Below are 13,594 nucleotides of genomic sequence, written 5' to 3' on the forward strand. Positions count from 1 at the left end.
GCGCAGGATTTATATGCGCCAGCAGCTACTTAAAAAATAGCAAACTACTTGGCGGTCCGCAGCCGCCGGTGCTTGGCAAAAAAGGCCCACAGCAGCGCGCTGGCATCCGGCCCAACGCTGTTGTTGAAGCGCAGCGTGCCGTCGCCGCCGCTCCAGGCGTGATCCAGCCCAGCGATGCGGCAGACCGAGACGATGGGTTTGCGGCCCACGCGGTAGTCCTGCGTCTGGAACGCATGGCGCGGGTTGCGGCCCTTGGGGCGGGCGGGGCTGAGTAAGGTGACCGGGGCCAGGTCGGCGATGCCATTGACCCGCAGAAACTGCTGCGCCACCTGCTGCTGGTTGACGATGCGCACCACCTTGTCGGCCTCGCCGTGCAGGATGATGGCGGGCATGCGCGGGAAGCCACCGCCGTCCACGGTGGCCTGCACCGCCTGCGCCACGTGGGTGCCGCCGCCGGTCTGCATGGCGCCAAAGGCGCTCATGCGGTTGTCCGCGGTGCCAAACACCGGGCCGGAATGCAGGCCCACGGCGGCAATGCGAAAGGGGTAGCGCAGCGCAATGATCTGGGCCAGCGCCGCGCCGGCCGAAAGGCCGGCTAGGTAGACCCGGCTTGCGTCCAGCCCCAGCCTGGCCACCACCTGCGTGACCATGCCCGCCACCAGCCCGGCCTCGCCGCCGCCGTTTTGCGTGGCGCGCTGGTACCACTGCCAGCAGCGGTGGGCGTCGATGGTCACCAGTTGCTGCGGGTACAGCACCGCAAAGCCCTTGCGCTGGGCCAGCTGGTTCATGCGCGTGCCCTGGGCGAAATCGGGCGCCGTCTGGGTGCAGCCGTGCAGCATGACGACCAACGGCAAAGGCTTGAGGGACTGCACCATGTCGCGCTGCGGCAGGTACAGCCAGTAAGTCATGCGCTGGCCATTGGGTGCAGCGAAGAAGGAACGGGTCCAACTGCCGGGCAGCGCCGCCGGTGGCGCGGATTTAGCGGCGGGTTTGGCAGCAGGTTTGGTTCTTGTCTTGGCAGTGGGCTTAACGGATCGTTTGGCGGCAGGCTTGGGCGCAGGTTTCGGAGGCGCGAGCGCCTGTTTGACCGCGGCCTTGGTCGCTTTCTTGGTGGCTGCCGTCAAACTTCTGACCAGCTTATTCTGCTGGGTCTTGGCGATACGGGTCAGGCTTTTCAACCACAGACTGCTGAGACTTCGGGCCATGTGTGCAATCTTTCGTGGTGGTGGCGTTGGCCGGGTGGTCAATCTCGATCGGGGGCGATCGCTTCGGCGTAGTCGTACAAGGCGCCCAAGATTTCTTCACCGCGCTCGTCGGCGGTTTCCGACAGGGTATCGATCTCGCTGAACAGCGTGTCGATGGTGCGGGCACCGCCCTCGCCTTCGAACAGGCGCGCGGCGCGGTGTTCTTCCCAACGCTGCAGCTCTTCGGGCGCCAGGCTGGCCGGAAAGTTACGCGCACGGTAGCGGAACAGCAGCTCGTCCAGCCGGCTGTCGTCAAAGCTGCTGCGCACCTGGGCCAGCTTCTCGGGCGACAGCGCACGCAGATCGTTCAGGCGGCGGCGGTCATGGTCGCCCACAAAGCCGCCGTACAGGTCTTCATCTACATCGCGCGCCGGCTCGGCCGGGCGGCTGAACACCTGCGGCCAGATCGCGCTCAGGTCGGGCAGCGCCCGGATCTCGGCCGCGTGGGCGCGCAGCGTATCGCCCACCAGGCCCCAGCGTGCGGCCAGCTCGGGCGACAAGGTCTTCAGGTTGGACACCACCATCGGCGATTTGTTCAGGTGGATGGTCTTGATCGGCAGGCGCTCTACCCCTTCGGGCAACTCATCGGCCTTGCTGAACAGGCGCAGGCGGATCTCGTCGGCATTCATGCTGCCCAGGACGGCGGGGCTGTGCGCCAGGTCCCAGGCGATCAGCTCGTTCTTGTTGTTGGGGTGCATGGCCAGCGGCCACATCAACGCCAGACAGCCGCGCTCAGCCGGGAACATGCCTGAGATGTGCAGAAACGGCCGTGCACCCTGCACTGTGGTCGGCAGGCCCAGCTCGGCAGCCACCCGGTCCTTTTTATGCAGCCCCAGGCAGAAGTCAAATAGCTTGGGTTGGGCGTTGCGGATCAGCCGGGCCAATGCAATGGTGGCGCGCACGTCGGACAAGGCATCGTGCGCAGCCTCGTGCAGCAGGCCGTTGGCGCGGCTCAGGTCTTCCAGGCGAAAACTCGGCCCACCTTCGGGTTTGGTGGGCCATGCAATGCCATCGGGGCGCAACGCATAGGTGGTGCGCACCACATCCAGCAGATCCCAGCGGCCGCAGCCGTTTTGCCATTCGCGCGCATACGGGTCGATCAGGTTGCGCCAGAACATGAAGCGCGTGATCTCGTCGTCGAAACGGATGGTGTTGTAGCCCACGCCTATGGTGCCGGGCTGGCTGAAGGCCTGCTCGATCTGGGCCGCAAACTCGCTCTCGGGCACGCCGCGCTGCAGGCAGATTTGCGGGGTGATGCCGGTAATCAGGCAAGACTGCGGATCGGGCAGAAAGTCCGGCGCCGGCTGGCAGTACAGCATCATCGGCTCGCCGATCTCGTTCAGCTCGGCATCGGTGCGGATGGCGGCGAACTGGGCCGGCCGATCACGCCGCGCATTGGCACCAAAGGTTTCGTAGTCGTGCCAGAGGAAGGTGTGCTCGGACATGGCCAATCGGGGTTCAGCGCTTGGCCAGGGCCAGGTCGACGCCGCGGTTCGCCAGCGCGTCGGCACGCTCGTTGCCCGGGTGACCTGCATGGCCCTTGACCCAGCGCCATTCGATCTTGTGGCCGGCGGTGTTCACCAGCGTGTCAAGCCGCTGCCACAGGTCGACGTTCTTCACCGGTTCTTTGGAGGCGGTCATCCAACCGCGGGACTTCCAGCCCTTGAGCCATTCGGTCATGCCCTTAAGCACGTACTGGCTGTCGATGTACAGGGTGATGCTGCATGGCTGCTTGAGCGCGCTCAGGCCTTCGATCACGGCCATCATTTCCATACGGTTGTTGGTGGTGGCCAGCTCACCGCCAAACAGTTCTTTCTCGGTACCGCCCCAGGTCAGCAAAACGCCCCAGCCGCCTGGGCCAGGGTTGCCCTTGCAGGCGCCATCGGTATACATGTCAACGTGGTTCAAACACAGCTTTCTAAATCAATCAAACAAGGGTTCGTTTTTACCAGATGCCTTAGCGGCCATCGTGGGCGTCGCGGTGGGCTTTGCGGTTGGCGATGGGGACCGGCGCGTTGGCCAGTACCTTGGGCGCCTTCCAGCTCGGCCCCAGCAAGCGCATGCCGCGCACCCGCTTGACCGCCACCACGAAATACACCGCACCCAGGATCGGCCAGGAGCGCTCGCCCACGCGCTCCATCCAGGCAAAACGCTGCAGCCAGGCCTCGCTGCGCACCGACGGGCGGTAGCAGCCAAACTGCACCGATTCCACCTCGAAGCTCAGCAGGCGCAACCAGTCGCGCAAGCGCCAGTAGCCAATGAATTCGCCGGCCTCGGGCAGGTACAGGTCGCCCACGCCCAGGCGGCGGTACAGCCGGGCCCGGGTTTGCCGCAGGCCCCACAGGCTAACCGGGTTGAAGCCGGAAATCACCACCCGGCCTTCGGGCACCAGCACCCGCTCGGCCTCACGCAAGGTGGTGTGGGGGTCGGGGCTGAGCTCCAGCGCATGCGGCAGCAACAGCAGGTCCAGGCTGCTCTCGGGGAAAGGCAGGGCCGCGAAATCGGTGACCAGGGTGGCCCTCGGGTCCACCGCCCCGCCTGCAAGAGGCGCGCGGAACGCATTGGCGGCCAGCCAGCGGTGCGGTATGCGGTTATTCTGCAGGGCTGGCAACTCTGGCAGCCCGAGCTGGAGTGCATGGTAGCCAAACACGTCGGCCACAGCCTGGTCGAAGCGGCCGCCCTCCCAATCCAGCAGGTAGCGGCCGGGCGGGGTCTTCAACCATTCGTGCAAACTTATAATTTCACTACCCATGAACTTGCTTGCCCTGCCTGCTTTTACCGACAATTACATCTGGATGTTGCACGATGGCCACCGCGCGCTGGTGGTGGACCCGGGCGACGCACAGCCCGTGTTGCACGCGCTGCAGCAGCATGGCCTGCAGTTGGAAGCCATTTTAGTCACCCACCACCATGCAGACCATGTCGGCGGCGTGACCGTCCTGCGCGAGGCCACGGGCGCCAGCGTCTACGGCCCAGCGCGCGAGCGCATTCCAGAGCCCTTGCGCCGGCTGAGTCAAGGGGACCGTGTAACAGCGCTAGGCCTGGAATTCGCAGTCATCGACGTGCCCGGCCACACCGCCGGCCATATTGCCTACTACTGTGCCGACTACGAGGGTGCGCCGCTGCTGTTTTGCGGCGATACCCTGTTCTCGGGCGGCTGCGGCCGTCTGTTTGAAGGCACACCCGCGCAAATGCTCGCGTCGCTGAGCGCGTTGGCCGCGTTGCCGGGCGCGACCCGGGTTTGCTGTACCCACGAATACACTCTTGGTAACCTGAAATTTGCCCGCGCGGTGGAACCGGACAATACTGCGCTGGCTCAGTACCAGGCGCAATGTGTCGCCTTGCGTGCGGCCGACCAGCCGACGCTACCGTCCAGCATTGCGCTGGAGCTACAGATCAACCCTTTTTTGCGCACCCGCCAGGCCACCGTCCAAGACGCGGCCCGGGCGTTTGATGCAACCACCTCTGATGAAGCCAGCGTTTTAGGCGCGCTTCGCACCTGGAAAAACCAGTTCTAATGAAACTTCTCTCTCTTGTCGGTCTGTCGGCGCTGTTATGGCTTACCGGCTGCGCCACGGTTGGCCCCAAAACCGATGCCTCGCTGGACACACCGGCGGCCCGCACTGACACTGCGGCCAAGCCCGGTGCCACAACCGCGCCGCACACCGCGGTCTACCCACGCGGCAGCCTGCAGCCCATTACCGCGGCCGAGGCCAGCTCACGCGGCGTCGCCCAGCTGAAGCCTCCCGTCGATCTGTGGGAACGCATCCGCCGCGGCTTTGCCATGCCCAACCTGGAGAGCGACCTGGTGTCCGACCGCGAGCAGTGGTACGCCACCCGCCCGGACTACATCCAGCGCATGACCGAGCGCTCCAGCAAGTACCTGTTCCATGTGGTCGAAGAGCTGGAGCGCCGCGGCATGCCGACCGAGCTGGCCCTGCTGCCGTATATCGAGAGCGCCTTCAACCCGCAGGCCGTGTCCAGCGCCAAGGCGGCCGGCATGTGGCAGTTCATGCCGGCCACCGGCAATTATTTTGAACTCAAGCAGAACCTGTTCCGCGACGACCGGCGCGACGTGCTGGCCTCGACCCGCGCCGCGCTCGACTACCTGCAAAAACTGTACGGCATGTTTGGCGACTGGCAGCTGGCATTGGCCGCCTACAACTGGGGCGAAGGCAGCGTCAGCCGGGCGATTGCCCGCAACCAGAAGCTGGGCCTGGGCATCAGCTACAGCGAACTGAACATGCCGGCCGAAACCCGGCTGTACGTACCCAAACTGCAGGCGGTGAAGAACATCATCGCCAACCCGGACATGTTCCGCACCGAGCTGCCGCTGATTGAAAACCACCCCTACTTCCAGACGGTGGACCTGTCGCACGACATCGACGTGGCGCTGGCCGCCAAGCTGGCCGATGTGCGGCTGGAAGACTTTAAGGCCTTGAATCCCTCCTCGCACCGGCCGGTGATTCTGGCCGCCGGCACGCCGCAGATTCTGCTGCCATGGGACAACGCGAATATCTTCACCCGCAACCTCGAAGCCTACAAGCAGGGCCAATACGCCAGCTGGACCGCCTGGACTGCACCCAGCACCATGAGCGTCAGCGCCGCAGCCCAGCAGGTCGGCATGAGCGAATACGACTTGCGCAGCGTCAACAATATTCCGCCGCGCATGCTGATCAAGGCCGGCTCGGCCTTGATCGTGCCGCGCTCTGCCGCCATGCAGGATGTGAGTGGCAAAGTGGCCGATACCGCCTACCTGAGCCTGGCGCCGGAAATCGTCAACCGCAAAACTTCGGTGAAAGCCAGCAAGCGCGATACCGTGGCCAGCATCGCCAAACGCTATGGCGTGAGTGCCAGCAATGTGGCCGACTGGAACGACATCAAGACCAGCACCGCATTAAAGGCCGGGCAACAGGTCGTGCTGTTCCTGCCGGTGCGACTGAGCACCCCCAAGCAGCGTAGCAACAGCACAGCCCAGGTGGTCAAATCACCCCAGGCCAAGAAGGTCGTCAAAACGCCGCGCAAGCGCTAAGGCTTCAGGCCCGAAAGCGCTGCTTGGCGCGCAGCGCAAATACATTGGTATAGGTTTTGGCCAGGTCGATCTTGGCCGCCTTGACCACAGGATCGAAGCTGCCCAGGGCTTTCAAAGCGGTCTTGGGCCCATCCTCCGGCAGCAGGCCGTCGATGGAAATCGTCTCGCGCGACTTGTTGAAGGCCGCCAGATAGGTCGCGCGGTCCCCCAGAAAATAGCTTTCAGGCACCAGCTTGATGATGTCGCTGGGGCCAGCGGTTTGCAGCCATTTCAGGCCATGCACCATGGCATTCGTGAGCGCCTGCACGGTGTTCGGGTTCTTTTGGATGAACTCTTGTGAGGCGTACAGGCAGGCGGCGGGCATGGCACTGCCAAACACCTCCAGCGTGCCTTTGAGGGTGCGGGTGTCGGCGATGATTTTGACCTCGCCCTTTTGCTCCAGCATGCCCATCACCGGGTCGATATTGCTGATCGCATCCAGCTGGCCGGTACGCAAGGCCTGCAAGGCGCCGGCGGCTGTGCCCACACCGATGAAACGCACCTCTTCGGATGGCACGCCGGCCCGCGCCAGCACCACGTTCGCCAGCATGTGGGCCGGTGTTCCGAGCGCCGGCACGCCTATCAATTTGCCGCGCAGATCGGCCACCGACTGGTAAGCCGGCAGATTGCGTGCGCTGATACCCAACGCAATCTGCGGCGCCCGACCCTGCTGCACAAAGGCCTGGTAAAACTGGTTCTTGCTTTGATGGCTGATGGTGGACTCGAAGGCGCCTGCGAACACGTCCACCGCACTGCCCGGCACGGTTTGCGGCGAACGCGCGCCGCCCACCAGATCGCTGATCTCCAGCTCCAGGCCCTCGGCCCGGAAGTAGCCGAGCTGGTCGGCAATCGTCAGCGGCAAATGGTAGAGCGCAGCCTCGCCGTCCACCGCCAAAGCCAGCTTCACCTTTTCCAGCTTGTTTTGGGCGCGCAGAGCCGGCGCCACCACCGCGGCGGCAACCAAGGCGGTGGAGGCTAAGAAACTGCGTCGGTGGAGTGAAGGTAAAAGCATGCGGGCGGTGTTTGCCCCAGCTTAGTGCGTGCCCGCCGAATGCACATCGGGACCATCCCCGTGCGGGTTTGTCCGTAACGATGAGAACGTGTTTGCGATTTCTTTGGGGTCGCGTTGGGGTGCAATCGGGATGAGTTGATCGTCAGAGCCCGCAGCATGGGCTCCCTGCCCATGCAAGGGATATGGCGGACAAATCGCCCGATTGCACCCCAACCCGAAGGGCAGGTACCTTTTCGGGCGCTCTGCGTTGTTACAAAACCAGCCAAGGCAGACGCCTTGGCTTGGGTTTTGCGCCTAGCAGCGCATCCCGAAAAGTTACCTGCGCGCCCCCAAAGAAATCGCAAACACGTTCTCAGGCCTACGGGTTAACGCCGATCTACAAACGCATGGGCGATGGTGCCCAGATCCACGTATTCCAGCTCGCTGCCCACGGGCACGCCGCGCGCCAGCCGGGTTACTTGCAGGCCGCGCGCCTTCAGCGCCACGCTGATCACATGGGCCGTGGCCTCGCCCTCGGCGGTGAAATTGGTGGCCAGAATCACCTCTTGCACCAGGCCATTGCTGGCGCGGTCAATCAATTTCTGCAAACCAATATCCTTGGGCCCCACGCCATCCAGAGGGCTGATCTTGCCCATCAGCACAAAGTACAGGCCCTTGTAAGCCGCCGTGCGCTCTACCGCCGACTGGTCGGCCGGGTTCTCGACCACGCACAGCTTGGAGGCATCGCGGCCCTCGTCCTGGCAGGTATCGCAGATGTCTTCTTCGGTGAAGGTATGGCAGAGCGCGCAGTGCTTCACATTGCCGGCCGCCTGCATCAAGGCCTGGGCCAGCATCTGCGCGCCCTCGCGGTCGTGCTGCAGCAAATGGAAAGCCATGCGCGAAGCCGACTTCACCCCCACGCCCGGCAAGCGGCGCAAGCCCTGGATCAAGGCATTCAGCGCACTGGTATCAGCCATCCAGCCCTTTCGTCCGGGATGCTACATTTTCAGTAGCTTCCCCCGCAGATTCCATAAGCGCTAGCGGCCTGAAAAGCATGCAATCAGAACGGGAACTTCATGCCGCCGGGCAAACCAGGCATGCCTGCTGTCAGCTTGCCCATTTTTTCCTGGCTGGTTTCTTCGGCCTTGCGCACGGCAGCGTTGAAGGCGGCGGCCACCAGGTCTTCCAGCATGTCCTTGTCGTCGGCCAGCAGGCTGGGATCGATGGTGATGCGCTTGACATCGTGCTTGCAGGTCATCACGACCTTGACCAGGCCGGCGCCGGATTCGCCGGTGACTTCGATGAAAGCCAGTTCGTCCTGGGCCTTCTTCATGTTGTCCTGCATCGCCTGGGCTTGCTTCATCAGGCCGGCGAGTTGTCCCTTGTTGAACATGGTATTTCCTTAGATAAAAATTAAAGTGGTTTGAGGGTGCCGGGCACGATTTTCGCGCCGTAGTCGCGCATGAGGGACTGCACCAGCGGATCCCCCATGATGATCTCTTCCGCGATGCGCTGCTTTTCATTCGCCGCCGCCGCATTGCGCTTGGCCGGGCTGTCGGCGACGCTGCCGACTTCGACCTCCAGCGTGGCATTCGGCGTGATGGCGTCCAGGGCCACGCGCAGGCGCTCGCGGCTCATGGGCTGGCTCAGGGATTCGCGTTCGATGCGCAGCCGCCAATGGCTGCCGTCTACCGCCACCAGCTGGGACTGCAAGGCCAGTTCGCGCACCAAGCCGCCCACGGCATCGGCCGCCACCAGTTGCTGCACCGTGGCGTACCAGTAGTCGCCATCTGCGGTGTGCACCGGCGCCGCGGCAACCGGGACGGGGCGCGCTTGCAGGCGCTCGCTGGGTTCGCTCTGGACGCGCACGGGCAGTTCCTGCACCGCTGGCGCTGGCGCTGGAGCCGGCACAGGTGCGGGGGCGACCGCTACCGGCGCTGCAGGTGGCGCTGGAACTGGGGATATCGGGGTCGGTGTCGCCTCGGCCACGGCGGCTTTGGCCGCAACCACCGGAGCTGCCACGGGGGCCGGTACAGGAGCTGGCAAGGGCAGCGGCGCGCGCGCCGCTGGTTCAATCAGAGTTTTTTTTTCCGCTGAAGCCCGTACCGCGCTGCCCGGCTTGAAAGCCAGCAGCCGCAGCAGCACCATGGTCAGCGCCGCGTATTCGTCCGGGGCCAGGCCCAGCTCGGCACGGCCGTGCAGGCACATGCTGTACAGCAGCTGGGTCTCATCGGCCGGCATGGCAGCGGCCAGCCGGGCGGTGTCGGCGGCTTCGGGGTCGCTGTCATCGGCTGCGGTACCAGGCACGGCCTGGAGCACCGCCATGCGTTGCAGCACAGCGGTCATTTCTTCGAGGGTGGAGGCGGCGCTCAGGCCGTTCAGGCGCAAGGCCTCGGCCGTTTCGACCACGGTTTTACCGTCGCCCTGGGCCAGCGCATCGATAAGGCGGAGCACATAGCTGCGGTCCACACTGCCCAGCATCTGGCGCACCGTGGCTTCTTGCAGCTGGCCGTTGCCAAAGGCAATCGCCTGGTCGGTCAAGGACAAGGCGTCGCGCATCGAGCCGCGTGCGGCCCGCGACAGCAGACGCAAAGCCCCGGTTTCGGCCTGCACGCCTTCGGTTGCCAGCACCTGGGTCAGGTGCGACAGCACGGTTTCAGGCGCCATGGGGCGCAGGTTGAACTGCAGGCAGCGCGACAGCACGGTGACCGGCACTTTCTGCGGGTCGGTGGTGGCCAGCACGAACTTCAGGTATTCGGGCGGCTCTTCCAGGGTTTTCAGCATCGCGTTGAACGCGGTGTTGGTCAGCATGTGCACTTCGTCGATCATGAAGACCTTGAAGCGGCCCTGCACCGGCTTGTAAACCGCCTGCTCCAGCAGGGCCTGGACTTCGTCCACCCCGCGGTTCGAGGCCGCATCCAGCTCGGTGTAATCAACAAACCGGCCGCTATCAATATCAGTGCAGGCTGTGCAGACTCCACAAGGGCTGGCAGTTATTCCGCCTGTGCCGTCTACGCCCTGGCAGTTGAGCGACTTGGCCAGAATCCGCGACACCGTGGTCTTGCCCACGCCGCGGGTGCCGGTGAACAAATAGGCGTGGTGCAGGCGCTGGGTGGTGAGCGCATTGCTTAGGGCCTGCACCACGTGCTCCTGCCCCACCATTTCAGTGAAATTATGCGGACGGTACTTGCGGGCGAGCACGAGATAAGACATGCGGGGATTCTAAAGGGCTGGCCGCCCCGTTTCGGCGCGTGGCTAGCCGTCGATCAGGATCGCACGAAAGTCGTTCACATTGGTCAGGGTGGGCCCGGTGATGACTGAATCGCCCAAGGCCTGGAAGAAGCTGTGCGCGTCGTTGTTGTCCAGGCTGCTGCGCGGGTTGGTGCCCAGCGCCCAGGCGCGCTGCAGCGTGTCGGGGGCCATACTGGCGCCGGCGATCTCCTCGGCACCGTCCACGCCGTCGGTATCTGCCGCCAGGGCGTACACCCCGGCCAGACCGTCCAGGGCGATGGCCAGCGACAGCAAAAACTCCACATTGCGCCCGCCTCGGCCCTTGCCGCGCAGGGTCACCGTGGTTTCGCCGCCGGACAGCAACACGCAGGGTGTGCTGAACGGCTGGCCATGCACGGCAACCTGCCGGGCGATGCCGGCCAGCGCCTTGCCGATGTCGCGGGCTTCGCCCTCCAGGCTGTCGCCCAGAATGTACGGGGTGACGCCCGCGTCGCGCGCCACCCGGGCTGCAGCCTCCAGCGCCATCTGCGGCGCGGTGATCTTCCGCGTCTGGTTGCCCTGCAAGCGCGGATCGCCGGGTTTGACGGTCTCGCCCTCGCCGCTTTCCAGCAAGGCGCGCACTGCCGGTGGAATGTCGATTTGGTAGCGCTGCACGATGGCCAGCGCGTCGGCGCAGGTCGTCGGGTCGGCCACCGTGGGGCCGGAGGCGATGTCGATGGGGTTGTCGCCCGGCACGTCGGAAATCAGCAGGGTCAGCAGCTGCGCTGGATGGCAGACCGCGGCCAGGCGCCCGCCCTTGAGGCTGGACAGATGGCGGCGCACGCAGTTCATCTCGGCAATGCTGGCGCCGCTTTTCAGCAGCGCGGTATTGACGGCCTGCTTGTCGGCCAAGGTCAGGCCCGCGCCCGGCGCCACCAGCAGCGACGAGCCGCCGCCAGAGATCAGCGCGATCACCAGGTCATCCGCCGTCAGGCCCGTGACCAGTTGGCGGATGCGTTCTGCCGCCTGCATCCCGGCCGCATCCGGCACCGGGTGCGCGGCCTGCACGATCTCGATACGCTGGCACGGCACCTCGTAGCCGTAGCGGGTGACCACCAGGCCTTCCAGCGGGCCGGCCCAGTGGTCTTCCAGCGCCCGCGCCATCGCGGCCGAGGCCTTGCCCGCGCCGATGACGATGGTGCGGCCCTTAGGTGGCGACGGCAGATGCGGCGGCAGACACAGCGCAGGCTGGGCCGCGGCCACGGCCGCATCGAACATGCGGCGCAGCAGCTGGGTCCGGTCCGTTGCGGGCGTGGCCGCCATATCAGGTCCCGGCGACGGCGTGGCCGGCCATCAGTTCCAGCGCCTTGACCAAGGCCGAGTGGTCCAGGTCGGCCATGCCATTGGCCGCGCAGACCTGCATCAGCTGGGCCGCGCCGGCGGTTTGCGGCAGGGCCACGCCCAGCTCACGCGCGCCCTGCAAGGCCAGGCCCAGGTCCTTTTGGTGCAGGCGGATGCGGAAGCCGGGGTCGAAGGTGCGCTTGACCATGCGGTCGCCGTGCACTTCCAGAATCCGGCTGGAGGCGAAACCGCCCATCAGCGCCTGGCGCACCTTGGCCGGGTCGGCGCCAGCTTTGCTGGCAAACAACAGGGCCTCGCCCACGGCGGCGATGTTCAGCGCCACGATGATCTGGTTGGCCACCTTGGTGGTCTGGCCGTCGCCATTGCCGCCGACCAGGGTGATGTTCTTGCCCATCAGCTCCAGCAAGGGGCGCACCGTCTCGAACGCCGCCTCGGGGCCGCCGCACATGATGGTCAGCGAAGCGGCCTTGGCGCCGACTTCGCCGCCCGATACCGGCGCATCGATGTAGTCGGCGCCCAGGGCGTTGATCTTCTGCGCGAAAGCCTTGGTGGCGATGGGCGAAATCGAGCTCATGTCGACGATGATCTTGCGGCTGCTGCCGTCTTCCATCAGGCTGCCGGCGGCCAGGCCTGTGGCGATGCCGTCCTCGCCAAACAGCACAGATTCCACGTCGGGGGTGTCGGGCACCATGGTGAACACGATGTCGGCATTGCGCGCCACCTCGGCGGCGCTGGCGCAGCGCGTGGCGCTGGACTCGGCAATGCTGGGATGCACCTTGCGCGGCGCGTGGAAGAACACCTGGTGGCCGGCATTGACCAGATGCAAAGCCATGGGCGCGCCCATGATGCCGAGACCGATAAATCCTAATTTCATAGCTACTCCTGCAGATAGATAGCGCGCTAGCGCCTGTTTTGGTTTAAAAAATTAGTAGCCACCCGCGCTGGCGGGCGCTGTCTTGGCGCGCATCTTGGCCACCACCTGCTGGGCGCCGGCCGCCATCAGCCGCGCGTCCGAGCTAACGGTGACAAACTGGAAGCCCTTGGCAATCCGCGCCAGCGCGCCTTCGGGCGTGCCGTTGTGGATGCCGGCCACCACGCCATGGGCTTTGGCCCGGGCCAGGATGTGGTCGATGGCCTCGGCGGCCTTGGGATCGACTTCGTCGAACACCGGGCGGCAGCCCAGCGCCAGCGACAAGTCCGACGGGCCGATGTAGATCGCATCCAACCCTTCGACGGACAGGATGTCGTCCAGGTTGTCCAGCGCCTTGGCGGTTTCGATCATGGCGAAGGTGACGATGGTGTCGTTGGCCTGCTCCGGGTAGTCGGCGCCGCTGTACAGCAACGCCCGCACCGGGCCAAAGCTGCGCGTGCCGCGCGGTGCATAGTGTGTGTAGGCGACCAGCTTTTGCGCATCCTCGCGGGTGTTGACCATGGGGCAGATCACGCCGTAGGCGCCCGCGTCCAGCGTCTTCATCAGGATGCCGGGCTCCAGCCAGGGCACGCGTACCACCGGCACGGTGTCGGTCGTCGAGATGGCTTGCAGCATGGGCAGCATGGCCTGGTAGTCGACCATGCCGTGCTGCAGGTCGATGGTGAGAGAGTCCCAGCCCTGGTGGGCCATGGTCTCCGCCGAAAAGCTGTTCGGTATGGCCAGCCAACCATTGACGGCGGCGCCACCCGACTTCCACAGCGTGCGTAAGCGGTTCTCTCTCATGG

General features: G+C 65.1%; 13 protein-coding genes. 2 read left to right on the plus strand and 11 right to left on the minus strand.

What is annotated here, in order from left to right:
- Positions 1–44 precede the first annotated feature (44 nt).
- From BLT66_RS01895 to BLT66_RS01910, 4 genes are read right to left on the minus strand one after another with little or no spacing between them, the layout of a single operon-like run.
- Positions 45–1,205, minus strand: a complete 1,161-nt coding sequence (locus tag BLT66_RS01895) for an extracellular catalytic domain type 1 short-chain-length polyhydroxyalkanoate depolymerase (protein ID WP_092755095.1) — start codon at positions 1,203–1,205, stop codon at positions 45–47.
- Positions 1,206–1,243: 38 nt separating this feature from the next.
- The gene (sbcB, locus tag BLT66_RS01900) at positions 1,244–2,689 is read right to left on the minus strand and encodes an exodeoxyribonuclease I (RefSeq protein ID WP_092756971.1); all 1,446 of its coding nucleotides are present in this window, start codon (positions 2,687–2,689) and stop codon (positions 1,244–1,246) included.
- Between the two features lie 13 nt (positions 2,690–2,702).
- On the minus strand, positions 2,703–3,152 hold the full coding sequence (rnhA, locus tag BLT66_RS01905) for a ribonuclease HI (RefSeq protein WP_092755098.1): 450 nt from the start codon (positions 3,150–3,152) through the stop codon (positions 2,703–2,705).
- A 49-nt stretch (positions 3,153–3,201) separates the two neighbouring features.
- Entirely contained in the window at positions 3,202–3,996 is a 795-nt protein-coding gene (locus BLT66_RS01910; RefSeq protein ID WP_176954945.1) for a methyltransferase domain-containing protein, read from the minus strand.
- Here BLT66_RS01910 and gloB point away from each other — a divergent pair.
- Positions 3,995–4,762, plus strand: coding sequence for a hydroxyacylglutathione hydrolase (gene gloB / locus BLT66_RS01915; protein ID WP_092755104.1), 768 nt, complete (start codon positions 3,995–3,997; stop codon positions 4,760–4,762). The genes BLT66_RS01910 and gloB overlap by 2 nt on opposite strands.
- On the plus strand, positions 4,762–6,276 hold the full coding sequence (locus tag BLT66_RS01920) for a transglycosylase SLT domain-containing protein (RefSeq protein ID WP_092755107.1): 1,515 nt from the start codon (positions 4,762–4,764) through the stop codon (positions 6,274–6,276). Before gloB ends, BLT66_RS01920 begins: the two co-directional genes overlap by 1 nt.
- A gap of 4 nt (positions 6,277–6,280) precedes the next feature.
- Here the strand turns inward: BLT66_RS01920 and BLT66_RS01925 are convergent, their stop codons facing one another.
- From BLT66_RS01925 to BLT66_RS01955, 7 genes are all read right to left on the minus strand, one after another.
- The gene (locus tag BLT66_RS01925) at positions 6,281–7,327 is read right to left on the minus strand and encodes an ABC transporter substrate-binding protein (RefSeq protein WP_092755110.1); all 1,047 of its coding nucleotides are present in this window, start codon (positions 7,325–7,327) and stop codon (positions 6,281–6,283) included.
- Between the two features lie 365 nt (positions 7,328–7,692).
- Positions 7,693–8,283, minus strand: coding sequence for a recombination mediator RecR (gene recR, locus BLT66_RS01930; RefSeq protein ID WP_092755113.1), 591 nt, complete (start codon positions 8,281–8,283; stop codon positions 7,693–7,695).
- Between the two features lie 83 nt (positions 8,284–8,366).
- Positions 8,367–8,699 (minus strand): YbaB/EbfC family nucleoid-associated protein, encoded by a 333-nt coding sequence (locus tag BLT66_RS01935; RefSeq protein WP_092755116.1) that lies wholly within the window; start codon positions 8,697–8,699, stop codon positions 8,367–8,369.
- 20 nt (positions 8,700–8,719) lie between these two features.
- A complete protein-coding gene (gene dnaX / locus BLT66_RS01940) occupies positions 8,720–10,519 on the minus strand; it encodes a DNA polymerase III subunit gamma/tau (RefSeq protein ID WP_092755119.1) in 1,800 nt (599 codons plus the stop codon).
- A 42-nt stretch (positions 10,520–10,561) separates the two neighbouring features.
- Entirely contained in the window at positions 10,562–11,839 is a 1,278-nt protein-coding gene (locus BLT66_RS01945; RefSeq protein ID WP_092755122.1) for a glycerate kinase type-2 family protein, read from the minus strand.
- Position 11,840: 1 nt separating this feature from the next.
- On the minus strand, positions 11,841–12,752 hold the full coding sequence (locus BLT66_RS01950; protein WP_092755125.1) for a 2-hydroxy-3-oxopropionate reductase: 912 nt from the start codon (positions 12,750–12,752) through the stop codon (positions 11,841–11,843).
- 51 nt (positions 12,753–12,803) lie between these two features.
- On the minus strand, positions 12,804–13,592 hold the full coding sequence (locus BLT66_RS01955) for an HpcH/HpaI aldolase family protein (RefSeq protein WP_092755128.1): 789 nt from the start codon (positions 13,590–13,592) through the stop codon (positions 12,804–12,806).
- Positions 13,593–13,594 lie beyond the last annotated feature (2 nt).

The sequence above is a fragment of the Rhodoferax sp. OV413 genome (assembly GCF_900104385.1).
In the GTDB taxonomy this organism is placed as follows: domain Bacteria; phylum Pseudomonadota; class Gammaproteobacteria; order Burkholderiales; family Burkholderiaceae_C; genus Rhodoferax_B.

Excerpts from the sequence above, each read along its gene's own strand:
- BLT66_RS01895 (WP_092755095.1), bottom strand. The coding sequence starts at position 1,205 with ATGGCCCGAAGTCTCAGCAGTCTGTGGTTGAAAAGCCTGACCCGTATC.
- sbcB (WP_092756971.1), bottom strand. The coding sequence starts at position 2,689 with ATGTCCGAGCACACCTTCCTCTGGCACGACTACGAAACCTTTGGTGCC.
- gloB (WP_092755104.1), top strand. The coding sequence starts at position 3,995 with ATGAACTTGCTTGCCCTGCCTGCTTTTACCGACAATTACATCTGGATG.
- BLT66_RS01910 (WP_176954945.1), bottom strand. The coding sequence starts at position 3,996 with ATGGGTAGTGAAATTATAAGTTTGCACGAATGGTTGAAGACCCCGCCC.
- BLT66_RS01920 (WP_092755107.1), top strand. The coding sequence starts at position 4,762 with ATGAAACTTCTCTCTCTTGTCGGTCTGTCGGCGCTGTTATGGCTTACC.
- BLT66_RS01925 (WP_092755110.1), bottom strand. The coding sequence starts at position 7,327 with ATGCTTTTACCTTCACTCCACCGACGCAGTTTCTTAGCCTCCACCGCC.
- recR (WP_092755113.1), bottom strand. The coding sequence starts at position 8,283 with ATGGCTGATACCAGTGCGCTGAATGCCTTGATCCAGGGCTTGCGCCGC.
- BLT66_RS01935 (WP_092755116.1), bottom strand. The coding sequence starts at position 8,699 with ATGTTCAACAAGGGACAACTCGCCGGCCTGATGAAGCAAGCCCAGGCG.
- dnaX (WP_092755119.1), bottom strand. The coding sequence starts at position 10,519 with ATGTCTTATCTCGTGCTCGCCCGCAAGTACCGTCCGCATAATTTCACT.
- BLT66_RS01945 (WP_092755122.1), bottom strand. The coding sequence starts at position 11,839 with ATGGCGGCCACGCCCGCAACGGACCGGACCCAGCTGCTGCGCCGCATG.
- BLT66_RS01950 (WP_092755125.1), bottom strand. The coding sequence starts at position 12,752 with ATGAAATTAGGATTTATCGGTCTCGGCATCATGGGCGCGCCCATGGCT.
- BLT66_RS01955 (WP_092755128.1), bottom strand. The coding sequence starts at position 13,592 with ATGAGAGAGAACCGCTTACGCACGCTGTGGAAGTCGGGTGGCGCCGCC.